The following is a 21,854-nucleotide window of genomic DNA, read 5'->3' as shown; positions in this document are numbered from 1 at the left end:
GTGCACCGGCGACCGGCCATTGCGTTGGCGACGAACCGGCGGGCGTCACCGGCCGTTACGTTGGCGGATCGTCCTGCGCATCTGCGCCGGCACGACACGCCGACGCCTCCACAAGGCGGGTGTGGCGGTGGGACGGCGTCGCGGCCGGAGCCGCGACTGGTCGATAGTCTGCGCGCGTGAGATTTGTTCGGCAAATGAAATTTTACCTAATATGCTATTCGGGTGGTGAACACGCATCTGCCTTCCAGGAGCCTGCCCGCCCATGACCGCTTCCGCCAATCCCTGATTCAACGCCTCGCGCCTGAAGACCCGGCATCTGCTGCTGGCGCAGCTGCACGAGCGCCGCTCGGTGCTGCGCGCGGCCGAGGCGGCCAGCATGACCCAGCCGGCGGCCTCCAAGCTGCTGGCGGAGATGGAGGATCTGCTCGGGGCAGGCTGTTCGACACGCACGCGCGTGGGGTGGAGCCGACCTGGTACGGACAGGAGCTGATCCGCCGCGCGCGATCGGCGATGTCGGAGATTGGTCGCGCGCAGGAAGGGATCGCGGCGCTGCGCGAGGGGCATGGGCCAGATCTCGATCGGCACCGTGGTCAACCCCGGCACCAACCTGTCGCCGCAGGCGATCGCCGAGGTCAAGCGCGCGTTCCCCGGCATTCCGGTGCGACTACAGCCGGCCGCTGGTGGCCAAGCTGCTGGATGGTCAGCTGAACATCGTGATTGGCCGCATCCTCGGCCTGCACGGCGGCGGCGAACTGGAGTTCGAACCGCTGGCCGACGAGCCGCATTCGGCGGTGGTGCGCGCTGGGCATCGGCTGTCGGCACGCGCCGACCTGCACCACGCCGACCTGCGCGCTACGGCTGGGCGCCGCCGCCGGTGGACAGTGTGCTGCGCGCGCCTGGACGCAATGTTCATGGAGCACGGCGCGCCGGCGGCCCTGCAGAGCATCATCGAGACCTTGTCGCTGCCGCTCATGACCAGCCTGCTGCGCGGCAGCGACCTGCTGGCGGCGCTGCCCGGTCGACGCGGTGGCGTCATACGTGCAGGCAAAGCTGCTGATCGTCCTGCCGATCGCGCTGGGGGTGCGGATGGAGTCGTTCGGCATCATCCGTCGCCGTGACTACCTGCTGCCGCCGAGCGCCGAACGCATCCTGCTGGCGCTGCGCAACGCGGCCAAGCGATTGTATCCGGAGCGTGCGCAGGGCTGAGGACGCGCTGCGCACGCCGGCGGCGAGTCGTGTGCGGTGGCCGCGCCAGCATCACGGCAACCGGCCTTGCTCCGCGCCGTCACAACCAGCAGGATGGCTCGCCCCGCGCGCGGCCGTAGCCCGTTTGTACATGCATGTCTCCTGGGGGAAGCCTCCTGCGCTACCGTGGCCCGGCCTCGCCGGCCGCAGCGCTTCGTGCTACCTGCGTTTTGCGCCGCTCGGCGATGGTGCTGAGCATCGGCCTGTTGCTGAGCGCGCAGGCGCTGGCGCAGGAGGCCGATGACGCCAGCAACGACCGGCACCGCGTTTGACACGATCCAGTCAAGGGCGTGTGCGGCAGCCTGATGGAGTCGCAGACGATCAAGCGTGACTCGGAGCAGATCGGTGGATTCGGTGAGTGCCGAGGACATCGGTGCGCTGCCCGATCGCAGTGTCGCCGACACCCAGCAGCGGGTCGGCGGCGTCACCATCGACCACTTCTCGGTCAGCCAGCGACGCACGGCGAGGCGGTATCGAGTTTCTACGGATACGGGGGCATGTTGTTCAAGGTCCTCATTGGGAATGAGCATTCCCTATCGAGGTGTCCACAAGAATCAGAGCAGGACAATAGCCCGCGAAAAGTCTCTGGCCGCCGCCAAGGCGACTGCGCCCAGTCGCCACATTCATGACCGGTACCGTTGCACCGACCAGATGCTCCCCAGCCCCTTGCGAGGTCAGGGAGCCGGGGATCGTTGCTCAGCTGCGGGCGTTGTCCCGCGCCTTGCCGACTTCGCTCTGTACCTTGCCGGCGCCCTTCTGTAATTTGCCTTCGGCTTGCTTCACCTTGTCGCCGGTGACTTTGCCGACGGCTTCCTTGACGGCGCCCTTGACCTGATTCTTGGCGCCTTCAGTGCGATTCTTATCCATCGTCGATTCCATAGAGTAAGTGACAGCCCTTGAGCGGGCACCGACACGCTGCGCGCGCAGCGGTATAGTTCGAGTGAAGATTCGGCGCGTTGGGTATTGAACCGCCCCGACTTTCTTGGAGGCCGTTTGGTTTGAGTCAGGCCGCCTTGGCCTGGCCGGCTTGCTGCCGAGGGTAAGCGCTTGGGCTTCCGCTGGCCGGACGTGCCCGATCGGCCCCAGCCGTGGTTTGCGGTTGAACCCGTGCACCCAGTCCAGCGTGGCCAGTTCCACCTGTTCGCGCTTGCGCCACGATCGGCGGTGGATCACCTCGGCCCAGACACGGCGGATCTGCGCCACCAGCGCCCAGCCGCGCCAGCAGCGATCCGGGCGAGCGCCGGGATCGGCCTCCCGGGCCGCATGGCTGTAGACCCTCGACCGAGCCATCTCCAACACCCGGCAGATCGGCTCGACTCAGTAGACGTTCCGGTGTTCGCCCACGAACCCGGTCATGGCGTGAAGCGGCGGTCCAGCTCCGCCTGGGCGAAAGACGCCGAGGCCGTGCGCAGGATCTCCTTGGCCCGGCGCCGCTCCCGATTCTCCCGCTCCAACGCCTTCATCCGCGCTCGCTCCTCCATCGTCAGGCCTGGGCGCAACCCTTGGTCGCGCTCGGCCCGACGCACCCACCAGCGCAACGTCTCGGCCGCGCACCCGATCTTCCCGGCAATCGACGCGAGCGCCGCCCACGGCGAACTGTGCTCGCCTTGATGCTCCAGCGCCAGCCCAACTGCGTCCGGGCAATACGTCACCGGCTGCTTGCTCATGACGCCATCCTCTCAACAGTTGGAGCCTCCTGGAATCCAGGGGTGGTTCATACTGCTGTTTAAGCGCTGGAAAGTTTGAGTGCCGATGTCATGCTGCGGTCAATACAGCCATGGCATATCAATCCTCTTCGCGCTGGGTATCGGTTCCCCGGGGGGGGGGGGGGGGGGGGGGACTACGCGATAGCGCTCGGCCTGAGTTGGACGGCAATCACGTGGCCAAGCGGATGAACGGGCGGCCTCGCCAGAGACTGGGGCGAGGTCACGCCAGCGGCGGCGAGGGAAGAAAGTCCTCGCCTTCAAATCACGTGTTGCACTTGATTCTTGAGACCGCCCCCCTCCCCGGGCGGGGCTTGCGCAGGCCGGTACGGCACGATTCACATTCGACTAACCGGGTGCGGGCGCATCGTAGCCGCCGATCTACTGGCGGCGGCCGGCACCGCCACCGCACGATGGGACGATGTTTCCCCCGCGACGGCTTGGTAAGGCGGCCGGTCGTCCCTACCATTCATCACGCAACGTCCGTCCTTCCGGCGGGCGAAAGTCCAGGAGAACCGCATGGCCTACACCCTCCCCAAGCTGCCCTACGCCTACGACGCGCTGGAACCGCACATCGATGCGCAGACGATGGAAATCCATCACACCAAGCATCACCAGACCTACATCAACAACGTCAACGCCGCGCTGGAAGGCAGCGAGTACGCCGATCTGCCGATCGAGGCGCTGCTGTCCAAGCTGAAGTCGCTGCCGGAGAACCTGCAGGGTCCGGTGCGCAACAACGGCGGCGGCCACGCCAACCACTCGCTGTTCTGGACGGTGATGGCGCCTAATGCCGACGGCGCCGCGGTCGGCGACGTCGCCAAGGCGATCGACAGCGAACTGGGCGGCTTCGACAAGTTCAAGGACGCCTTCACCAAGGCGGCGCTGACCCGCTTCGGCAGCGGCTGGGCGTGGCTGAGCGTCACCCCGGACAAGAAGATCCTGGTCGAGAGCACCGCCAACCAGGACAGTCCGCTGTTCGAGGGCAACACGCCGATCCTGGGCCTGGACGTGTGGGAGCACGCCTACTACCTCAAGTACCAGAACCGCCGTCCGGACTACATCGGCGCGTTCTTCAACGTGGTCGACTGGAACGAGGTCGAGCGCCGCTACCACGTCGCGATCGGCTGATCGCGGCGCATATCGCCATGATGGAAAGGCTGGGCTTGCCCGGCCTTTTTCTTGAAGGGTTCTACCCCGAAATCACGGCCGGTTGTGAAAGGGAGGAAAACGTTAGATCCTGCTGGATGCTCCTTCGCCGCCTCCTTGGGCTGTGGAATCGCTCGATGTATTCGAACACATCGGCCCTGGCTGCATCGAGTGTTTGGTACTTCATGCGATAGACGCGCTCGCGCTTGAGCTGGCCGAAGAAGCCCTCGCAGGCCGCGTTGTCACCGCCGTGGCCCACCGCACTCACCGAGCACACTAGCGCATTGGCCACCAAGTAATCCTGGTCGTGGCCGCTGCGGAACTGACTGCCACGATCCGAGCGCAGGATCACCGGCTCGCTGCCCTGGCGTTGCCAGACGGCCATCTGCACCGCGCCGATCATCCTTTGCCGATCCTGGCGATGAGGCATCGACCAGCCCACGACCAGATGGCTGAGCAAGTCGAGCACACTGCACAGGTACAACTTTCCTTCATCGGTCTTGATCTCGGGGATGTCGGTCACCCATTCGGTCTGTGGCTCCCGTGCGGTGAAATCCCGTTCCAGCCAGTTGCGCACACCCGCGCGGGGGGAAGCCCTGGTTGGCCTCGTCGGCCTCGTCGGCCTCGTCGCTTCGGACGCGGGCAGCCCTGTCGGCCAGTGCCATTGCATTCCCTTGCTGGAGCTGTGTAGCGCAAAGCGCAGGTCGCATGCGCGCGTAGGCAAGCTGCTCCTCGGAAGGGTCTACGCCATGCACCGAAGCCGGATGACGGCGCCCGATGAGCATTTCGGTGAAGGCGCCATTGCCACAGCCAACGTCCAGCCATCGCTGGCCTAACTGCGGGGCCAGCCAGTCAAGAAAAGTTTCATCAGCGCCGCGAAGGCGATGCCAGTTGCGAATCGCCCAGCCCAGCGGCCGCTCGCCCGATATCGGCGCAGTTTTACCAATACCGGCGTGCACGAACGTGCCCCGGCGCATGTGTCCCACCCAGCGCCCGATCAATGCGCAGACGGAACATCATCGGTGCCTGTCATCCCTCCCCGCCGCAACAAGCAGGCGGCACCGGCAATGCCTGGCGTGTCGCGACGTGCCGGACAGGCCGCCCACGACCCCCTTCACAAGCGGCCCTTCATCTGGACGGCTACCGCTCGATCCATCCTCGACAGCGTGGCGCTGGCCGATCGTGGAGCGCTTCAGCGCAGGGCGTTGCAGCGCTTCTCGTCGATCCACTTCGACGCTTGCGCCGGCGTGTAGGCGTGCATCCACGCCAGCATCGTGTCGGTGTCGTCGCCGTACCACAGGTCGGCGCGCTGGTCCGGGTGCAGGAAGCGCTCGGCGACCATGCGGTCGATCATGCCGATCAGCGGCGCGTAGAACTCTTCCACGTCCAGGAACGCGCACGGCTTGTTGCCGATGCCGAGCTGGCGCCAGGTCAGCATCTCGAAGATCTCTTCCATGGTGCCGAAACCGCCGGGCAAGGCGACGAAGCCGTCGGACAGGTCGAACATGCGCGACTTGCGCTCGTGCATCGAGCCGACGATCTCCAGCTCGGTGAGGCCGCGGTGCGCCACTTCCCAGTCGGCCAGTTGCTTGGGGATCACCCCGGTGACCTGGCCGCCGGCGGCGAGCACCGCATTGGCGACCGTGCCCATCAGCCCGACGTTGCCGCCGCCGTAGACCAGTCGCAGGCCCTGCCGGGCGATGCGCGTGCCCAGCGCGGTGGCGCGCTCGGCGTAGGCGGGTTTGTTGCCGGCATTGGAGCCGCAGTAGACGCAGATGCTTTTCATGGACATTGGGGAGTCAGAGAGGGGGATGCTTTGGGGACTCGGGACCAGGGACCAGGGACCAGGCTGCGATCAGGGTCTCGAAAAGAGAACGCCGGGCGATGCCCGGCGTTCGTCAGTGGGCAGGGCGCTGCACGAGTCCCAGGTCCTCGGTCCCGATTCCCGGCTTCAATTGGCTTTGTGGATCGCGCGCTTGCCGACCGCCATCGCGGCGTCGTGGATCGCCTCGGACAGGGTCGGGTGGGCGTGGCAGATGCGCGCCAGGTCGTCGGCCGAGCCGTTGAACTCCATCGCCAGCACACCTTCGTGGACCAGCTCGGAGACGCCGACGCCGACCAGATGCAGGCCGAGCACGCGGTCGGTCTCGGCATCGGCGATGACCTTGACGAAGCCGGCCGGCTCGCCCATCGCCACCGCACGGCCGATCGCCGCGAACGGGAACGAACCCGCCTTGTAGGCGACGCCCTCGGCCTTGAGCTGCTGCTCGGTCTTGCCGACCCAGGCGATCTCCGGCTCGGTGTAGATCACCCACGGGATGGTGTCGAAGTTGACGTGGCCCGGCAGGCCGGCGATCAGCTCGGCGACCGCGATGCCTTCCTCGAAGCCCTTGTGCGCCAGCATCGGCCCGCGTACGCAGTCGCCGATCGCCCAGACGCCGTCGACGCCGGTGTGGCAGTGCGCGTCGACCTCGATCTGGCCGCGCTCGGTGAGCCTGACGCCGGTGCCCTCGGCCAGCAGGTTACCGGTCGCGGCCTTGCGGCCCACGGCCACCAGCAGCTTGTCCACGGTCAGCGACTGCTCGCCGGACGCGTCGGCGTAGCTGACCACCACTTCCTGCTTCTTGCCCTTGCCGGTGACCTCGGTCCTGGAGACCTTGGCGCCCAGCCGGATGTCCAGGCCCTGCTTCTTGAATTCCTTGGCGGCGGTCTTGGCCACTTCGGCGTCGGCCAGGGCCAGGAAGTCCGGCAGCGCCTCGAGGATGGTGACCTCGGCGCCGAGGCGCTTCCACACGCTGCCCAGTTCCAGGCCGATGACACCGGCGCCGATCACCGCCAGGCGCTTGGGCACTTCGGTGAAGTCCAGCCCGCCGACGTTGTCGACGATGGTCTGGCCATCGAACTTGGCGAACGGCAGCTCGATCGAATCCGAGCCGGCGGCCAGGATCACGTTGCGGCCCTTGAGCTCGATCTCGCCGCCTTCGTGCTGGGCGACCTTGACCACGTTGCCCGGCTGCAGCTGCGCGAAGCCGTAGTACGCGGCGATCTTGTTCGCCTTGAACAGCATCGCGATGCCGCCGGTGAACTGCTTGACGATCTTGTCCTTGCGCCCGACCATCGCCGCGACGTCGATCTTGGCGTCCTTGAAGGTGATGCCGTGCTCGCCGAACAGGTGGCCCATGTTCCAGAACTGGCGCGAGGAATCCAGCAGCGCCTTGGACGGGATGCAGCCCACGCGCAGGCAAGTGCCGCCCAGGGCCGGCTTGCCGTCCTTGCCCAGCGCCGCATCGACGCAGGCGACCTTCATGCCCAGCTGGGCCGCGCGGATGGCGGCGTGGTAGCCGGCCGGGCCGGCGCCGATGACGACGACGTCGAAATGTTGTTCTGACATGTTGCGGGAGTCCTGTGCTTTTGCGGGACTCGGGACTCGGGACTCGGGACTCGCAAAGCCATCGCCTGCATGTCCCGAGTCCTGCTTGATCTGCATTGCCGGGCGCGGGTCCCGAGTCCCGCGTCCCGGCGCCGGATTACAGGCCGAACAGCATCCGGCCCGGGTTTTCCAGCTGGTTCTTGATGTCGACCAGGAACTGCACCGAGTCCTTGCCGTCGATGATGCGATGGTCGTAGGACAGCGCCAGGTACATCATCGGCGCGATCACGACCTGGCCGTTCTCGGCGATCGGACGCTCCTTGATCGCGTGCATGCCCAGGATCGCGCTCTGCGGCGGATTGATGATCGGGGTCGACAGCAGCGAACCGAAGGTGCCGCCGTTGGTCACGGTGAAGGTGCCGCCCTGCAGTTCCTCCAGGCTCAGCTTGCCGTCGCGCGCTTTCTTGGCGTAGTCGGCGATGCCCCGCTCGATGTCGGCGAACGAGTGCCGCTCGACGTTGCGCAGCACCGGCGTGACCAGGCCCTTCTCGGTCGAGACCGCAATCGAGATGTCGCTGTAGCCGTGATAGATGACGTCGTCGCCGTCGATCGAGGCGTTGACCAGCGGGAAGCGCTGCAGCGCGTTGGCCGCGGCCTTGACGAAGAAGCTCATGAAGCCGAGTTTGATGCCGTGGGCCTTCTGGAACTCGTCCTGCAGTTCCTTGCGCGCGGCCGAGACCTTGGCCAGGTTGACCTCGTTGAAGGTGGTCAGCATCGCGGTGGAGTTCTTCGACTGCATCAGGCGCTCGGCGATGCGCTTGCGCACGCGGGTCATCGGCACGCGCTCTTCCGGGCGCGCGCCCGCGGCCTTGCCGGCGCCGCCGTTCTTGGCGTAGTTGAGGAGGTCTTCCTTGGTCACCGCGCCGCGGCGGCCGGTGCCGTCGACCTGGGCCGGATCCACGCCTTCGGTGATGGCCGAGAAGCGCGCCCCCGGCGGCAGGCTGGAGAGGTTGCCGGCGGCCTTGGCCGCCTTGGGGGCTTCGGCGGCCAAGGCCTTCGGCGCCTCCGCCTTCGGCGCGGCGGCGACCTTGGTCTCGGCCGGGGCCGCGGCGGCCACCGCGCCTTCCTCGATGATCGCCAGCAGCTGCGAGCTGGTCACGGTGGCGCCGGCCTCGAACTTGATCTCCTTCAGCACGCCGTCGACCGGGGAGGGCACTTCCAGCACGACCTTGTCGGTCTCCAGGTCCACCAGGTTCTCGTCGCGCTTGACCGCGTCGCCGGCTTTCTTGTGCCAGCTGGCGATGGTGGCATCGGATACGGATTCGGGCAGTATCGGAACTTTGACTTCGGTGGCCATTGTAGGGGGCGTCCTAAGTGGTGTCTTTTTGGAATGTGAAGGATGTTTATTCAGCGACTTGGTCGTTGAACGGATTCAAGAGCGCGTCGGCGACCAGCTTCAACTGCTCTTCCACGTGCTCGGCGAAATGGCCGGCGGCGGGCGACGGCGAGCGCGGGCGGCCGGCGTAGTGCAGGCTCTGCGCGTCGGCCAGGCAGGCCTGCAGGTGGTGCTTGATCTGGTACCAGGCGCCCTGGTTCTGCGGTTCTTCCTGGCACCAGACCAGGTCGGTGGCGTTGCCGTAGCGCTTCAGTTCGGCGGCCAGCAGCTCGCGCGGGAACGGGTACAGCTGTTCCACGCGCAGGATGGCGACGTCGTCCTGGCCGCGCTTGGTCTGGTCCTCGAGCAGGTCGTAGTAGACCTTGCCCGAACAGGCCACCACGCGCTTGATCTGCTTCGGATCGGCCTTCGCATCCGGGATCAGGTGCTGGAACCCGCCGTCGGCCAGCTCTTCCAGGCTCGACACCGCCAGCTTGTGGCGCAGCAGCGACTTGGGCGTCATCACCACCAGCGGCTTGCGCGTGGTCATGCGCATCTGCCGGCGGATCATGTGGAAGCACTGCGCCGGGGTGGTCGGCACGCACACCAGCATGTTCTCCAGCGCGCACAGCTGCAGGAAACGCTCCAGACGCGCGGAGCTGTGCTCCGGGCCTTGGCCTTCATAGCCGTGCGGCAGGAACAGCGACAGGCCGCTGATGCGTCCCCACTTGGCTTCGCCGGCGGCGATGAACTGGTCGATCACCACCTGCGCGCCGTTGGCGAAGTCGCCGAACTGCGCTTCCCAGATGCACAGGGCATTGGGATCGGTGGTGGAGTAGCCGTATTCGAAGCCCATCACCGCTTCCTCGCTGAGCAGCGAGTCGATCACGGTGGCGTCTTCGGGGTTTTCGACCAGTTGGCGCAGCGGCAGGTAGTAGCTGTCGGTCTTCTGGTCGTGCAGGATCGCGTGGCGGTGGAAGAAGGTGCCGCGGCCGGCGTCCTGGCCGACCAGGCGCAGCTTGTGGCCCTCGCCGAGCACGGTGGCGTAGGCCAGGTTCTCGGCGAAGCCCCAGTCGCCCGGCAGGTCGCCGGCGGCCATCTTCACCCGGTCCTCGTAGATCTTGGCCACGCGCGGGTGCAGTTCCACGCCGGCGGGGATCGTGGTGATGATCTTGGCCAGCTGGTCCAGGGTCTTGCGCTTGACCGTGGTGTCGACCTTGTCGGCGAGCTTGCCGGACAGGTAGTTGCTCCAGTCGATGGCGAACTCGTCCGGCTTGCGGGTCGCCAGCTCGGTGGTGTATTCGCCCGAATCGAGCTTGTTGCGGTAGCTGTCGACCAGCGCCTGTGCCTGCCCGGACTGGATTACGCCCTCGCTTTCCAGCTGCGCGGCGTACAGTTCGCGGGTGGTCTTGTGCTTGCGGATGGTCTGGTACATCACCGGCTGCGTGGCCGCCGGCTCGTCGGCCTCGTTGTGGCCCCAGCGGCGGTAGCAGACCAGGTCGATGACCACGTCCTTCTTGAACTGCTGGCGGAAGTCGTAGGCCAGGTTGGCCACGAACGCCACCGCGTCCGGATCGTCGCCGTTCACGTGGAACACCGGCGCGCCGATCATCTTGGCCACGTCGGTGCAGTACAGCGTGGAGCGGGCGTCGTCGCGGGCGCTGGTGGTGAAGCCGATCTGGTTGTTGATGACGATGTGCACGGTGCCGCCGACCGCGAAGCCGCGCGCCTGCGACATCTGGAACAGTTCCATCACCACGCCCTGGCCGGCGAACGCGGCGTCGCCGTGGATCACCACCGGCAGCACCGTCTTGCGCGCGGCGTCGCCGTAGCGCTCCTGGCGCGAACGCACGCTGCCGACCACGACCGGGTCGACGATTTCCAGGTGCGAGGGGTTGAACGCCAGCGCCAGATGCACCGACTTGCCGTCGGCCACCGCCACGTCGGCGGAGAAGCCCATGTGGTACTTGACGTCGCCGGTGTGGGCGCGGTCGTCGTGGGCATGCTCGAACTTGCCTTCGAACTCGTCGAACAGCTTGCGCGGGTTCTTGCCCAGGGTGTTGACCAGCACGTTGAGGCGGCCGCGGTGGGCCATGCCGACCACGATGTCCTTGACCGCATCGGCGCCGGCGCGGCGCACCAGCACGTCCATCATTGGGATCAGCGCATCGCCGCCTTCCAGCGAGAAGCGCTTCTGGCCGACGTACTTGGTGTGCAGGTAGCGTTCCAGGCCTTCGGCGGCGGTGATCCGCTCCAGCGTGCGGCGGCGCCCGTCGCTGTCCTCGGCGATGTTCCCGCCCGCGTTCTCCAGCCGCTGGTAGATCCATTGGCGCTGTTCGAATTCGGAGATGTGCATGAACTCGCTGCCGATCGACCCGGTGTAGGTCGCCTTCAGGCGCGCCAGCAGGTCGCGCAGCTTCATCCGCGGCTGGCCGCCGAGGCCGCCGGTGCTGAACTCGCTGCCCAGGTCGCTTTCCGACAGGCTGTGGAAGGGCAGGCCCAGGTCCGGCGGGTTCACCGGCGGGGTCAGGCCCAGCGGGTCCAGGCGCGCGCCGAGGTGGCCGCGCGAGCGGTAGGCGGTGATCAGGCGCCCGACATGGCGCTCGCGCTCGTCGCCGCCGGGGCTGGTGCCGCTGTTGGCGGCCTGGCGCGCCGCGCCGGCGATGTGGGCGATGACCGCCGAGTGGGGAACATCACCGGCATCGCGGCCCTGGAAGCCGTCGAAGTAGGCTTTCCACTTGGGGTCGATGCTGTCGGGAGAGACCAGGTACTGCTCGTACAGGTCTTCGATATAGGCGGCATTGCCGCCGGCGAGTTGCGATGACTGCGCAAACTGCTTCAGGAGATTGTCCACGATGGTGGGGTCGGGTCGCTTTGTGGGTTGGCTTGCGGTGGGAACCGGTGGGCGCGTGGCCTGCGCGGGCGTAATCAAGCGAAAAAATTATACCCCCATGCGCCAGCCGGGGTGTGCATTTCGGATACGCAGGGGGCTACGACGGGTTCATTCGCTGCGCCGCCGCCCGCCGCGCGGCGTCACCGGCCCAGTGCGCGCAGCTCGGTGCAGTCGCGCGAGCGCTCCCAGACCCGCGCGAACGCGTCGCGCAGCTGGCGCGCGCGGCCGCCGCCGAGCAAGTCGGTCTCGCCGTCGTAACGGTGACCCAGCGCACGGAAATAGTAGCCGCCGGCGTCGTTGACCAGATAGGCGGCGGCATAGCCCTGGTCGACCGGATCGACCACCTGCCGGAACCGGACCACGCTGGGCAGGCGCTGCGCCAGCCCCAGCAGCGGCGCAGCGGCGCGCTGCGGGGCGGCCGCGTCATGCAGCAGCACGCGCAGCTGCTTGTCGTGCGCGGCCACCGCGAAGCGGCGCAACTGCGCGAGCAGCGGCGCACGGTCCAGTAGGCCCGGATCCAGCGCGCGGCTGTAGATCAGCAATTCGCGCCGCGCCTGCGACACCACCACGGCACCGGCGGCGATCGCCGCCGCCGCATCCTCCACTGCCGCGGCGGCGCCGAGCAGGCGCTGCATCGGTTGCGGAGCGCCGTCGGCGACGCGCGCGCCGACCGGCAGGAAGCCGTGCCGCGCGTAGAAATCGAGCGCGGCCGGCGGCGCATCCAGGCCCAGCCGCAGCCAACGCCGGCGCCGTGCCTCTTCCAGCAGCGCGGCCAGCAGCGCGCTGCCGACACCGCGGCCGCGCCAGGCCGGCAGCACCGCCATGCAGCCGATCCGCTGCGCGGGGCTCAACCGCGCGCTGCCGAGCGGCTGGCCGTCCTCGGCAAGCGCCAGCACGTGGTAGCTCAGCGCATCCAATGCGGCCTCGGCAGGCGCTTGCGGCGCCGGCATGCCGGCCCGCTCGCGCAGCGCCCGCAACTGGGCCGCCTGGCGGGCCGGGTCGAGCGGTTCGATGTGGAAACCGGGGGCCTGCATGGCGGGCGGCTCAATCCTGTGCGTCGGCATCCTCGTCGCGGTCGTCGGCGGCGTCCAGCGGCTGGTAGAAACCGGCCTCGACCAGTTGCAGCAAGGTCTCGCGGCCGGCCGCCGACAGCGCCGCGTAGCCCCTGCCGTCGATGCTGTCGGCCGCGGCCAGGCGTCGCGCGTCCTTGCGTGGCAGGGCGAACTCCAGGCCGCTGCAGAACAGGGTGGCGCCGCGCGTGGCTTGGCGCCAGGCCGGCCGCGCCCAGGGATGGCGTTGCAGCACCAGGCCCTGCTCGAGCGCCGCGGCCACGTCCGCGGCGGCCGGCGGGTCGGCCGGCGGCAGGATCTCGCCGGCGGCGCGATAAGTGGTGATGAAGCGGCCGAACCAGGCGCCGAGGCGGTCGGGGTCGTTCATGCGCAGCGCGTTCAGCGCCTCGACCACGCGGCCCATCGCCGCCGCGTCGATCTCGTACGGATCGGCCGGGACCTGCAGGTCCTCGTCGTGGTAGCGCAGCGCCTGGTCGGCGCCGTCGATCAAGCTGTCCAGATAGTCGCCGATCAGCTCGGCCGAGGACGGCGCGCGCGTGCCCACCGAGAAGGTCAGGCAGGCGTCCTCGGCGATGCCGTGGTGCGGCACCAGCGGCGGCAGGTACAGCATGTCGCCCGGGCCGAGGACCCAGTCGTGGGTCGGGGTGAAGCGGCGCAGCAGCTTCAGCTCGACGTCGTCGCGGAAGTCGGTCGATGGCGCCTCGCGCTCCAGCGCCACACTAGCGTCGATCTGCCAGCGGCGGTGGCCGTGCGCCTGCAGCAGGAACACGTCGTAGTGGTCCACGTGCGCGCCGACCGAGCCGCCGGGCGCGGCGAAGCTGACCATCACGTCGTCGACCCGCCAGCGCGGCAGGAAGCGGAACTGTTCGAGCAGGGTGCGGATGTCCGGATCCCACTTGTCCACGTCCTGCACCAGCAGGGTCCAGTCGTGGTCGGGCATGCCGGGGAATTCGCTTTCCTCGAACGGCCCGCTGCGCACGCTCCAGCGGTCGCCGGCGCGGTCGTGCACGATCAGCCGCGACAGCGCGGCCTCCTCGCAGGCCAGTCCGGCCAGGTCGCCCGGTTCGATCGGCGAGACGAAGCCGGGGAAGGCGCCGCGGATCAGCAGCGGCCGCTTGTGCCAGTAGTCGCGCAGGAAAATGGCGGCCGGCATGCCCAGCAGATGCCGGCGCGTAGCGGTGATCTCGAAGGGCGGCGCGGCGGCGCGGGAGCGAGGGGTCTTGTCGATCATTGTGCGAAGCGGCACCGCAGGCCGCGCTTGCAGGAGTGGGGTTGGGGGAGCATCGTCCGCGCAGGGGGCGCTGCCGGGCATCGGCACAGATCAAGCATGGCTCAGATGGCGTGCGCCAGGCGCTCGGCCAGGCCGGTGTAGCCGCCCGGGGTCAGCGCGCGCAGGCGCTGCTTGGCGTCCTCGGGCAGCGCGAGGGTCTCCAGGAACGCCTGCATCGAGGCGGCGGTGATGCCCTGGCCGCGGGTCAGCGCCTTCAACTGCTCGTACGGGTTGGGCAGGCCATGGCGGCGCATCACCGTCTGCACCGCCTCGGCCAGCACTTCCCAGGCTGCGTCGAGGTCGGCGTCCAGGCGCTCGGGGTTGACGGTGAGCTTGCCCAGGCCCTTGGCCAGCGAGTCCAGCGCCACCTGGGTGTGGCCGAACGCGGTGCCGAGCGCGCGCAGCACGGTCGAGTCGGTCAGGTCGCGCTGCCAGCGGCTGATCGGCAGCTTGGCGCTGAAGTGCTCGAACAGGGCATTGGCGATGCCGAGGTTGCCTTCGGCGTTCTCGAAGTCGATCGGATTGACCTTGTGCGGCATGGTCGAGGAGCCGACTTCGCCTTCCTTGAGTTTCTGCTTGAAGTAGCCCAGTGCGATGTAGCCCCAGATGTCGCGGGACAGGTCGATCAGGACGGTGTTGGCGCGGCGCGCGGCGTCGCCGAGCTCGGCGATGTTGTCGTGCGGTTCGATCTGGGTGGTGTAGGAGTTGAACGCCAGGCCCAGCCCCTCGACGAAGCGCTGTGCGAACGCCGGCCAGTCCACGTCCGGGTAGCTGGCGACGTGGGCGTTGTAGTTGCCGACCGCGCCGTTGATCTTGCCGGTCAGCTCCACCGCAGCGAGCTGGCGGCGCTGGCGCTCCAGGCGCGCGACCACGTTGGCGATCTCCTTGCCCAGGGTGGTCGGCGAGGCGGTCTGGCCGTGGGTGCGCGAGAGCATCGGCTGCGCGGCCTGGGCGTGGGCGAGGACGCGCAGGCTGGCGGCGACCCCGTCCAGGGCCGGCAGCAGCACCTCGCGGCGCGCCTGCTCCAGCAGCAAGCCGTAGCTGAGGTTGTTGATGTCCTCGCTGGTGCAGGCGAAGTGCACGAACTCCAGCGCAGGGCCGAGGTCGGCATCGTCCTTGAGCCGTTCCTTGATGAAATACTCCACCGCCTTGACGTCGTGGTTGGTGGTGCGCTCGATCGCCTTGACCCGGGCCGCGTGCTCGACCGAGAACCCGTCGGCGAGCTCGCGCAGCCTGGCCGCGGCCGTGGCCGAGAACGCCGGCAGCTCGACGATGCCCGGCTCGGCCGCCAGCGCCAGCAGCCACTCGATCTCGACCCTGACGCGGGCCCTGATCAGGCCGTATTCGGAGAAGATCGGGCGCAGCGCATCCACCTTGGAGGCGTAGCGGCCGTCGAGCGGGGACAGGGCGAGCAGGGCGGAATCCGACATGGGCGACAGGGCGGGAGGGGCGAAGGGGCGGCCATTCTACGCCCGCGTCCCGCCCGGCGCCCGCGGCGGGCGCGTCCGCGTCGTCGCCAGGGCCGGTGCCGTGTGCCGATCGAGCTCGGTACGCCAATCGAGCTCGCCCGCGGCCGCGCGCCACCGTCGGCGCGCAGGGCGTGGAGCCGTCGCTAACACCCGTCAGTCCACACTGGGCGCGTCACGGCTGCGGCTGGCCGATAATTGGCCGCGCCAGCCGTCGTCGCCAGCCTGCCGCTCCCCGATCCGCCCCATGGGCGGTGGAGAGCTCCTTTCAATCCAGTTGTGGAGATTGCGTATGAGCGACACCTTTCGGACCGAGCACGACAGCATGGGCGAACTGCAGGTCCCCGCCGATGCATTGTGGGGTGCACAGACCCAGCGTGCGGTGCAGAACTTCCCGATCTCGGGGCAGCCGATGCCGCGTGGCTTCATCCGCGCGCTGGGCCTGATCAAGGCCGCGGCCGCCGGCGTCAACGCCGAGCTGGATCTGCTGCCCAAGGCCATCGCCAAGGCGGTGCATGCCGCAGCGCTGGAGGTGGCCGGCGGCACGCACGATGCGCAGTTCCCGATCGACGTGTACCAGACCGGATCGGGCACCTCGTCCAACATGAACGCCAACGAGGTGATCGCCACGCTGGCCTCGCGTGCCGGCAAGGGCGCAGCGGTGCATCCGAACGACCACGTCAACCTCGGCCAGAGCTCCAACGACGTGGTGCCGACCGCGATCCGCGTCTCTGCCCAACTGGCCGCGCAGGAACAGCTGCTGCCGGCGCTGAAGCATCTGCGCAAGGTCATCGACAAGCGCGCCAAGCGCCTGGACAAGGTGGTCAAGACCGGGCGCACGCACCTGATGGACGCGATGCCGCTGACCTTCGGCCAGGAGTTCGGCGCATGGTCGGCGCAACTGTTCTCGGCGCAGGAGCGCTTGCGCGACACTCTCAAGCGCCTGCGCCGACTGCCGCTGGGCGGCACCGCGATCGGCACCGGAATCAATGCCGATCCGCGCTTCGGCGGCAAGGTGGCCAAGGCCCTGTCCACGCTGACCGGCTGCACGTTCGACAGCGCGGACAACAAGTTCGAAGGACTGGCGGCGCAGGATGATGCGGTGGAACTGTCCGGACAGCTCAATACGCTGGCGGTGGCGCTGATCAAGATCGCCAACGACCTGCGCTGGATGAACGCCGGACCGCTGGCGGGCCTGGGCGAGATCGAGCTGCCGGCGTTGCAGCCGGGCAGCTCGATCATGCCGGGCAAGGTCAACCCGGTCATACCCGAGGCCACGGTGATGGTATGCGCGCAGGTCATCGGCCACCACACCGCGATCACCGTGGCCGGGCAGACCGGCAACTTCCAGTTGAACGTGACCCTGCCGCTGATCGCGGCCAATCTGCTGGATTCGATCAACCTGCTGGCCAACGTGTCGCGCTTGCTGGCCGATTCGGCGATCGCCGGGTTGAAGGTGTGCCAGGAGCGGGTGCGCGAGGCGCTGGACCGCAATCCGATCCTGGTCACCGCGCTGAACCCGATCATCGGCTACGAGAAGGCGGCGGCGATCGCCAAGCGCGCCTACAAGGAGAATCGCCCGGTGCTGGAGATCGCGCTGGAGGACAGCGGCCTTGGCGAGGCCGAGCTGCGGAAGCTGCTCGACCCGGCGGCGCTGACCAAGGGCGGGATCCACGCCGGCGTGGGCGGCGGCTGAAACGCCAGGCCGTCCGGCACGGCGCAGGCCGCGCCCTGCAGGGCGAGCGGAGCGCAAGTGCGTGTAGCGGCTGCAGCCGCTCCTGCAGGGAGCGCGGCCGGGTGCGCTGCTGCGACTGGATCGGAGATCGCCGCGTTCAGCGCCGCTCCGCCTGCAGGTTGCCGAAGCTCTCCTGGTACGGCCGCAGCGGCGCGATGTCGCGCAGTACCGCGCGCTGCAGGGCGCTGATCTCCGGTGTGCTCGCAAAGCCCACCGAACGCATGGTCGGGTCTGGCGGCGCGGTTTCCAGCGTGCGCTGGCGCTGCATCTGCAGGTGCATGAACAACTGTTGCAGTTGGGTGCGCTGCGCCTGCGGCAGCGGCAGTTCGATGTCGTCGATGCGCAGGCGGCCGTCGGGGCCGATCGCGGCGTTGGCGGCCGGCGCGCGGCGCAGCATCACGGCCATGCTGTCCACCGAGATGCGCGGCTTGCCGCGCTCGGCGTGCGAAGACGTGGCCGTGCCGTCGCGCGCGCCGCACGCCGCCAGCAGCAGGCACAGTGCTATCACGGAAAACCAGGCGGCTAGCGTCTTCTTCATCGGTCGATTCGGAGCAGGAAAGTTCCGGCCATTTTAGGCCGGGTCCGGCGCAATTACTTGACCGATGTGTCGCAGTCGCTGATGTCGCTGGCGTCGAGGCTGGCATAGGGACGGAACGTCGGCAGCTGCTGCGCCAGCGTGTCCTGCGCCTGGCGCAACGCCGCCACCTGCTCGCAGATCTTCAGCGCTTCCTGCTTGAGCTTCTCGGCCTGCGCTTCGATGTTCTCGCCGACGTGGTCGGTGTTGCCGCTGATGACCCCGGCCAGCGCGTCGCCGGCCGCTTTCACCCCGAGCGCGGCGCCTTGCTTGCCGACCTCCTGGCCCTGCGTACCGATCGCGCCGAGTTGCTCGCGGTAGGCCACCAGCAGGGCGTGCTGCTCGGCGCTGACCGCGATCTGCTTGCCGTCGATCAGCAGGTCGCCGGTGCGGGTGATGGTCGCCGGCGGCTGGCCGGAGACCGTCAGGGTGATGTCGCCGTTGTCCAAGCTCAGGCTGTGCTTGCCGCCACTGTCCGCGCTGCCGGTCTTGTCGGCCTGCGGGGTGGAGGGCTGGCAGGCGGCCAGGGCCGACAGCGCAGTCAGGGCGATGCCGGCCAGCGCCAGGGAACGATGTTGCATGGGTGTGTCCTCGGTCGAAGCGAGAAGGGAGGGCCGTGGGTCAGCGCGGCTTGGGCACATCGACGCTGCCGCGCACGCCGCTGTGGTGGACGTCGCCGCTGCCGGCCCGTTGCACGGTGAGTTTGCCGCCGACGTCGCTGACGTCCAGATCGCCGGAGCCGATCGATTGCACGGCCACGCTGCCGCTCACGTCGCGTAGCTGCGCATCGCCGGAGCCGATGCTGTCGATCTGCACCCCGCCGCGCACGCCGTGTACGGTCAGGTCGCCGGAGCCGACGGTGCCGATCTTGACCTCGCCGCCGATCTGGCTCGCCTTGAGGTCGCCCGAACCCAGGGTCGGCAGGTTGAGACCGCCGATGTCGCGCAGTTGGATGTCGCCCGAGCCCAGCGTGGCGCTGACCAAGCCGCGCACGCCATGCGCATGCAGGTCGCCGGAACCGACCGCGGCGTCGAGCGAGGCCACGCCGCCGATGTCGGCGTCGCCGGAGCCCAGCCGCAGTTGCAGCGGCAGGGAGCTGGGCACGCTGCCGGCGATGTCCAGGTAGGCGTAGCGGTTGCCCAGGCTGATGCCGCGCAGCGTGCCTTCGTGCTGCAGGGTCACGGTCAGCGTGTCGCCGTCGCGGCGCTGGCGCAGGGTCAGCTGCTTCGGCGTGTCCGCGTCCGAGGCGCAGGCGCGGCCGCGCAGTTCGAACGCACCGCCGCTGGCGCCGGCGCCGGCGAGTTTGAGAGTGTTCTGCTGCGCGTCGAACACCACTTTCTTGACGCCTGCCAGGTCCAGTTTCAGGTTGCGCGGCTCGGAAAACTTGCAATCGTCGGCCAGGGCCAGGGCCGGTACCAGCAGCAGCGCACACAGCGCGAAGGTCTTGCGCATCATCGGAAACTCCTTGCGGGAAAGAGGGAATCGGGACGGGGTGGCGGTACGGGTCAGGCGTCGTCGCGCCAGCGGCGCAGGCAGATCGCCGCGACGATGAAGGCCACGCCGACCGCCGCACCGATCCAGATGTCGGCGCTCTGGAAGATGCGCCAGGCGTCGCTGAGCTGGATCGCGTTGGCCAGATCCTGCGGGCCGTTGATCTGCACCGGCGGCGCGCTTTCGCTGAGCACCGGCAGCCAGGTGCCTGGCAGCACGCTCAGCAGGCCGCGGTAGACCACCGTGTACCAGATCAGATTGTGGTTCACGTGCAGCATCGGCAGGATGCCCATCATGCTCGCCATCACGCAGCCCAGGATCGGGATCAGCACCGCCCACAGGAACGGCTTGGTGCGCGCCCAGGCCGAGCAGAACATCAGCCAGCCGATGGTCGGCAGCGACCACATCACGTAGATCGGCAGGTTGGACAGCACGCCGCCGATGATGCGCAGCGGATGCGAGTGGGTGAACACCGCGCTGCTCTGGGTGATGCCGTTGACCGACATGGTCAGTGCGGTGACCACCCACAGGGCGATGCCGATCAGCAGGCCGATGCCGACCGCCACGATCGGCGCCAGCAGCAGCGCCCAGGCCGCCTTGGACAGCACCGTGCTCAGGTCCGACAGCGGCAGCGACTTCCAGAACAGCACGCTGCGGTCGCGGCGGTCGTCGTACAGCGAACCCAGGGCGTAGAAGAACACCACGAAGCCGAGCACGATGCAGGCCAGGACCACGCCGGCCAGCATGGCGCCGTCGCCCACGGCGCCGATGATCTCGTTCACCTTTTGCGGGCCGCCGTCCCAGTTGATGTCGATGCTGTTGGTATCGTTGCCGCGACCGGCCACGGTGCCGATCAGCGCCAGCAGCGCGTACAGCACGGTGATCACGCCGCCGGCGATGACCGGCGCCCACAGGAAGCCACCGCGGTGTTCCCAGAACTCGCGCTTGAGCAGCCACTTGAAGGTGGACAGCGAAGCGATGGACTTGGCGGGCGCGTTCATGCGTAGGTCCCCTTCATGACGGCGACGAACAGATCGGCCAGGCCGGGGGTGCGGGTTTCGCCGAGGGCCGCCAGTTGCGCCTGCGGCGCACCGTCGTACAGGAACACGGTCTTGCCGAACGGCAGGGCGCGCGCGTCGATCGGTTGCAGCGCGCGCGCCGCGTCGACGCGCTCGGCCGGCACCAGCAGTTCGGTGTAGCGCGTGGCCATGTGCTCCATGTCGGCGCTGAGCACGATGCGGCCGTCGCGGATGAACAGCACGTCGGTGAGGATGTGCTCGATCTCCTCGACTTGGTGGGTGGTGATGACGATGGTCTTCTGTTCGTCGAAGTAGTCTTCCAGCAGGCGCTGGTAGAACTCCTTGCGGTACAGGATGTCCAGGCCCAGGGTGGGTTCGTCGAGCACCAGCAGGCGCGCGTCGATGGCCATCACCAGGGCCAGGTGCAACTGCACGATCATGCCCTTGGACATTTCGCGCACGCGCAGCCTGGGGGTGAGCTTGGTGTTGGCCAGGAAGCGCTCGCACTTGGCGCGGTCGAAGCGCGGATGCACGCCGGCGACGAAGTCGATCGCCTCGCGCACCCGCATCCAGCGCGGCAGCACCGCCACGTCGGCGATGAAGCACACCTCGTTCATCAGTGCGTCGCGCTGCTTGCGCGGGTCCATGCCGAGCACGCGCAGTTGGCCCTCGACCGCGGTCAGGCCGACCACCGCTTTCAGCGCGGTGGTCTTGCCGGCGCCGTTGGGGCCGATCAGGCCGACGATGCGGCCCGGCGCGATCGCGAACGAGGCGTCGGCCAATGCCGGCTTGTTGGAGTAGGTCTTGCGCAACGCATGCGCGGAGACGACGGATTCGGATGCAGCGGCAACGGCAGTCATGGTGTTTTCCCCGGTGGCAACAAGTCTTCCAGTGTCAGGCCCAGGCGCTGGATCCGTTCCAGCACCAGCGGCCACTCTTCGTTGAGGAAGCGCTCGCGCTCGCTGCCGCGCAGCTTCTTGGCCGCTTCCTCGGTCATGAACATGCCCAGCCCGCGGCGCTTCTCGACCAGGGCCTCGTCGGCCAGTTCCTGGTAGGCGCGCGAGACGGTGATCGGGTTGAGTTGGTATTCGGCGGCGACCTGGCGCACCGAGGGCAGCGCGTCGCCGGGCTTGATGATCCCGTCCAGCATCATCGCGATCACGCGCTCCTTCAGCTGGCGGTAGATCGGAGCGCCATCGCTCCATTGGATATCGCTCATGGTCAGCTCCGTGGGCGCAGCGTGTGCGCGAAGGAGAAATAGGGCATCGACAGCGATGCGCGCATCCGCCGCACCGGCGCGGGCGCGGCACGACTGTCTTCCTGCGGCTGGCTGGCGCCATAATCGGGCGACCGTCCCGGGCTGCGCTGGGCGCCGACGATGACCAGGGCCGGAAAGCTGCGCTGCATGCGTTGGAGGTTCATCGTGTCCCTGCTCTGGGTGAATGGTGTTGTATATAACTATAACACCGTCACACGTCATGTCAACACGACGAC

The 21,854-nt window shown here is 68.2% G+C and carries 19 protein-coding genes, 4 pseudogenes and 1 other annotated feature; of the genes and pseudogenes, 4 read left to right on the top strand and 19 right to left on the bottom strand.

Going from position 1 to position 21,854, the window contains the following annotated elements; all coding sequences use genetic code 11:
• Positions 1–45: 45 nt before the first annotated feature.
• Positions 46–636: a hypothetical protein gene (locus G4Q83_RS23295; RefSeq protein WP_246432350.1), complete on the bottom strand. Its 591-nt coding sequence runs from the start codon at positions 634–636 to the stop codon at positions 46–48.
• 44 nt (positions 637–680) lie between these two features.
• Here G4Q83_RS23295 and G4Q83_RS23290 point away from each other — a divergent pair, with 44 nt between their 5' ends.
• Both G4Q83_RS23290 and G4Q83_RS10510 read left to right on the top strand, forming a co-directional pair.
• Positions 681–1,118 carry a LysR substrate-binding domain-containing protein gene (locus G4Q83_RS23290; protein ID WP_246432349.1) on the top strand — a complete coding sequence of 146 codons (438 nt, stop codon included), beginning with the start codon at positions 681–683 and terminating at the stop codon, positions 1,116–1,118.
• 312 nt (positions 1,119–1,430) lie between these two features.
• Positions 1,431–1,686 (top strand): annotated as a pseudogene (locus tag G4Q83_RS10510) (hypothetical protein); the annotation flags it as partial.
• A 255-nt stretch (positions 1,687–1,941) separates the two neighbouring features.
• Here the strand turns inward: G4Q83_RS10510 and G4Q83_RS10505 are convergent.
• Together G4Q83_RS10505 and G4Q83_RS24585 are read right to left on the bottom strand one after the other, a co-directional pair.
• Positions 1,942–2,112 (bottom strand): CsbD family protein, encoded by a 171-nt coding sequence (locus G4Q83_RS10505; RefSeq protein WP_128421684.1) that lies wholly within the window; start codon positions 2,110–2,112, stop codon positions 1,942–1,944.
• Between the two features lie 180 nt (positions 2,113–2,292).
• Positions 2,293–2,912 (bottom strand): annotated as a pseudogene (locus G4Q83_RS24585) (transposase family protein); the annotation flags it as partial.
• Positions 2,527–2,643, bottom strand: a sequence feature (AL1L pseudoknot). Its footprint overlaps the pseudogene before it by 117 nt.
• A gap of 555 nt (positions 2,913–3,467) precedes the next feature.
• Between G4Q83_RS24585 and G4Q83_RS10495 the strand changes: the two are divergent.
• Positions 3,468–4,079: a superoxide dismutase gene (locus G4Q83_RS10495; protein ID WP_128419765.1), complete on the top strand. Its 612-nt coding sequence runs from the start codon at positions 3,468–3,470 to the stop codon at positions 4,077–4,079.
• Positions 4,080–4,140: 61 nt separating this feature from the next.
• On the opposite strand, the pseudogene G4Q83_RS10490 reads toward G4Q83_RS10495, so the two are convergent.
• The 9 genes and pseudogenes from G4Q83_RS10490 to purB all read right to left on the bottom strand — a co-directional run.
• Positions 4,141–4,754: pseudogene (locus G4Q83_RS10490) on the bottom strand (IS3 family transposase); the annotation flags it as partial.
• 47 nt (positions 4,755–4,801) lie between these two features.
• Positions 4,802–5,074, bottom strand: a pseudogene (locus tag G4Q83_RS24580) (class I SAM-dependent methyltransferase); the annotation flags it as partial.
• A 215-nt stretch (positions 5,075–5,289) separates the two neighbouring features.
• Positions 5,290–5,883 carry an LOG family protein gene (locus tag G4Q83_RS10480; protein ID WP_128419766.1) on the bottom strand — a complete coding sequence of 198 codons (594 nt, stop codon included), beginning with the start codon at positions 5,881–5,883 and terminating at the stop codon, positions 5,290–5,292.
• A 165-nt stretch (positions 5,884–6,048) separates the two neighbouring features.
• Positions 6,049–7,488, bottom strand: a complete 1,440-nt coding sequence (gene lpdA / locus G4Q83_RS10475; protein WP_128419767.1) for a dihydrolipoyl dehydrogenase — start codon at positions 7,486–7,488, stop codon at positions 6,049–6,051.
• 136 nt (positions 7,489–7,624) lie between these two features.
• Positions 7,625–8,824, bottom strand: coding sequence for a dihydrolipoyllysine-residue succinyltransferase (sucB, locus tag G4Q83_RS10470; protein ID WP_128419768.1), 1,200 nt, complete (start codon positions 8,822–8,824; stop codon positions 7,625–7,627).
• Between the two features lie 46 nt (positions 8,825–8,870).
• Entirely contained in the window at positions 8,871–11,696 is a 2,826-nt protein-coding gene (locus G4Q83_RS10465) for a 2-oxoglutarate dehydrogenase E1 component (protein ID WP_128419769.1), read from the bottom strand.
• 179 nt (positions 11,697–11,875) lie between these two features.
• Complete coding sequence (locus tag G4Q83_RS10460) at positions 11,876–12,769, bottom strand: GNAT family N-acetyltransferase (RefSeq protein ID WP_128419770.1); 894 nt, start codon at positions 12,767–12,769, stop codon at positions 11,876–11,878.
• A gap of 10 nt (positions 12,770–12,779) precedes the next feature.
• Complete coding sequence (locus tag G4Q83_RS10455; RefSeq protein ID WP_128419771.1) at positions 12,780–14,036, bottom strand: ribosomal protein uL16 3-hydroxylase; 1,257 nt, start codon at positions 14,034–14,036, stop codon at positions 12,780–12,782.
• A gap of 101 nt (positions 14,037–14,137) precedes the next feature.
• A complete protein-coding gene (purB, locus tag G4Q83_RS10450; RefSeq protein ID WP_128419772.1) occupies positions 14,138–15,505 on the bottom strand; it encodes an adenylosuccinate lyase in 1,368 nt (455 codons plus the stop codon).
• Positions 15,506–15,833: 328 nt separating this feature from the next.
• Here purB and G4Q83_RS10445 point away from each other — a divergent pair, with 328 nt between their 5' ends.
• Positions 15,834–17,237, top strand: a complete 1,404-nt coding sequence (locus G4Q83_RS10445; RefSeq protein ID WP_128419773.1) for a class II fumarate hydratase — start codon at positions 15,834–15,836, stop codon at positions 17,235–17,237.
• A 136-nt stretch (positions 17,238–17,373) separates the two neighbouring features.
• Here G4Q83_RS10445 and G4Q83_RS10440 read toward each other — a convergent pair whose 3' ends face one another.
• From G4Q83_RS10440 to G4Q83_RS10410, 7 genes are read right to left on the bottom strand one after another with little or no spacing between them, the layout of a single operon-like run.
• Positions 17,374–17,814: a hypothetical protein gene (locus tag G4Q83_RS10440; protein WP_128419774.1), complete on the bottom strand. Its 441-nt coding sequence runs from the start codon at positions 17,812–17,814 to the stop codon at positions 17,374–17,376.
• Positions 17,815–17,867: 53 nt separating this feature from the next.
• Positions 17,868–18,431, bottom strand: a complete 564-nt coding sequence (locus tag G4Q83_RS10435) for a DUF2884 family protein (protein ID WP_128419775.1) — start codon at positions 18,429–18,431, stop codon at positions 17,868–17,870.
• A 40-nt stretch (positions 18,432–18,471) separates the two neighbouring features.
• On the bottom strand, positions 18,472–19,302 hold the full coding sequence (locus G4Q83_RS10430; protein WP_185817427.1) for a GIN domain-containing protein: 831 nt from the start codon (positions 19,300–19,302) through the stop codon (positions 18,472–18,474).
• A 53-nt stretch (positions 19,303–19,355) separates the two neighbouring features.
• The gene (locus G4Q83_RS10425) at positions 19,356–20,342 is read right to left on the bottom strand and encodes an ABC transporter permease (RefSeq protein WP_128419777.1); all 987 of its coding nucleotides are present in this window, start codon (positions 20,340–20,342) and stop codon (positions 19,356–19,358) included.
• On the bottom strand, positions 20,339–21,220 hold the full coding sequence (locus tag G4Q83_RS10420; protein ID WP_128419778.1) for an ABC transporter ATP-binding protein: 882 nt from the start codon (positions 21,218–21,220) through the stop codon (positions 20,339–20,341). The genes G4Q83_RS10425 and G4Q83_RS10420 overlap by 4 nt, the downstream gene beginning before the upstream one ends.
• On the bottom strand, positions 21,217–21,579 hold the full coding sequence (locus tag G4Q83_RS10415; protein WP_128419779.1) for a GntR family transcriptional regulator: 363 nt from the start codon (positions 21,577–21,579) through the stop codon (positions 21,217–21,219). Before G4Q83_RS10415 ends, G4Q83_RS10420 begins: the two co-directional genes overlap by 4 nt.
• A 2-nt stretch (positions 21,580–21,581) precedes the next feature.
• Positions 21,582–21,782 (bottom strand): hypothetical protein, encoded by a 201-nt coding sequence (locus tag G4Q83_RS10410; protein WP_128419780.1) that lies wholly within the window; start codon positions 21,780–21,782, stop codon positions 21,582–21,584.
• Positions 21,783–21,854 lie beyond the last annotated feature (72 nt).

Origin of the sequence: Xanthomonas theicola, from assembly GCF_014236795.1 — a bacterium.
Taxonomy (GTDB): domain Bacteria; phylum Pseudomonadota; class Gammaproteobacteria; order Xanthomonadales; family Xanthomonadaceae; genus Xanthomonas_A; species Xanthomonas_A theicola.
The sequence above is the reverse complement of the archived record's forward strand: the minus strand, read 5'-3'. Positions and strand labels throughout refer to the sequence as shown.

What these genes read in the sequence shown, in the direction of transcription:
- G4Q83_RS10505 (WP_128421684.1), bottom strand. Translation starts at nt 2,112, where the DNA reads ATGGATAAGAATCGCACTGAAGGCGCCAAGAATCAGGTCAAGGGCGCC.
- G4Q83_RS10495 (WP_128419765.1), top strand. Translation starts at nt 3,468, where the DNA reads ATGGCCTACACCCTCCCCAAGCTGCCCTACGCCTACGACGCGCTGGAA.
- G4Q83_RS10480 (WP_128419766.1), bottom strand. Translation starts at nt 5,883, where the DNA reads ATGAAAAGCATCTGCGTCTACTGCGGCTCCAATGCCGGCAACAAACCC.
- lpdA (WP_128419767.1), bottom strand. Translation starts at nt 7,488, where the DNA reads ATGTCAGAACAACATTTCGACGTCGTCGTCATCGGCGCCGGCCCGGCC.
- sucB (WP_128419768.1), bottom strand. Translation starts at nt 8,824, where the DNA reads ATGGCCACCGAAGTCAAAGTTCCGATACTGCCCGAATCCGTATCCGAT.
- G4Q83_RS10460 (WP_128419770.1), bottom strand. Translation starts at nt 12,769, where the DNA reads ATGCAGGCCCCCGGTTTCCACATCGAACCGCTCGACCCGGCCCGCCAG.
- G4Q83_RS10455 (WP_128419771.1), bottom strand. Translation starts at nt 14,036, where the DNA reads ATGATCGACAAGACCCCTCGCTCCCGCGCCGCCGCGCCGCCCTTCGAG.
- purB (WP_128419772.1), bottom strand. Translation starts at nt 15,505, where the DNA reads ATGTCGGATTCCGCCCTGCTCGCCCTGTCCCCGCTCGACGGCCGCTAC.
- G4Q83_RS10445 (WP_128419773.1), top strand. Translation starts at nt 15,834, where the DNA reads ATGAGCGACACCTTTCGGACCGAGCACGACAGCATGGGCGAACTGCAG.
- G4Q83_RS10440 (WP_128419774.1), bottom strand. Translation starts at nt 17,814, where the DNA reads ATGAAGAAGACGCTAGCCGCCTGGTTTTCCGTGATAGCACTGTGCCTG.
- G4Q83_RS10435 (WP_128419775.1), bottom strand. Translation starts at nt 18,431, where the DNA reads ATGCAACATCGTTCCCTGGCGCTGGCCGGCATCGCCCTGACTGCGCTG.
- G4Q83_RS10430 (WP_185817427.1), bottom strand. Translation starts at nt 19,302, where the DNA reads ATGCGCAAGACCTTCGCGCTGTGTGCGCTGCTGCTGGTACCGGCCCTG.
- G4Q83_RS10425 (WP_128419777.1), bottom strand. Translation starts at nt 20,342, where the DNA reads ATGAACGCGCCCGCCAAGTCCATCGCTTCGCTGTCCACCTTCAAGTGG.
- G4Q83_RS10420 (WP_128419778.1), bottom strand. Translation starts at nt 21,220, where the DNA reads ATGACTGCCGTTGCCGCTGCATCCGAATCCGTCGTCTCCGCGCATGCG.
- G4Q83_RS10415 (WP_128419779.1), bottom strand. Translation starts at nt 21,579, where the DNA reads ATGAGCGATATCCAATGGAGCGATGGCGCTCCGATCTACCGCCAGCTG.
- G4Q83_RS10410 (WP_128419780.1), bottom strand. Translation starts at nt 21,782, where the DNA reads ATGAACCTCCAACGCATGCAGCGCAGCTTTCCGGCCCTGGTCATCGTC.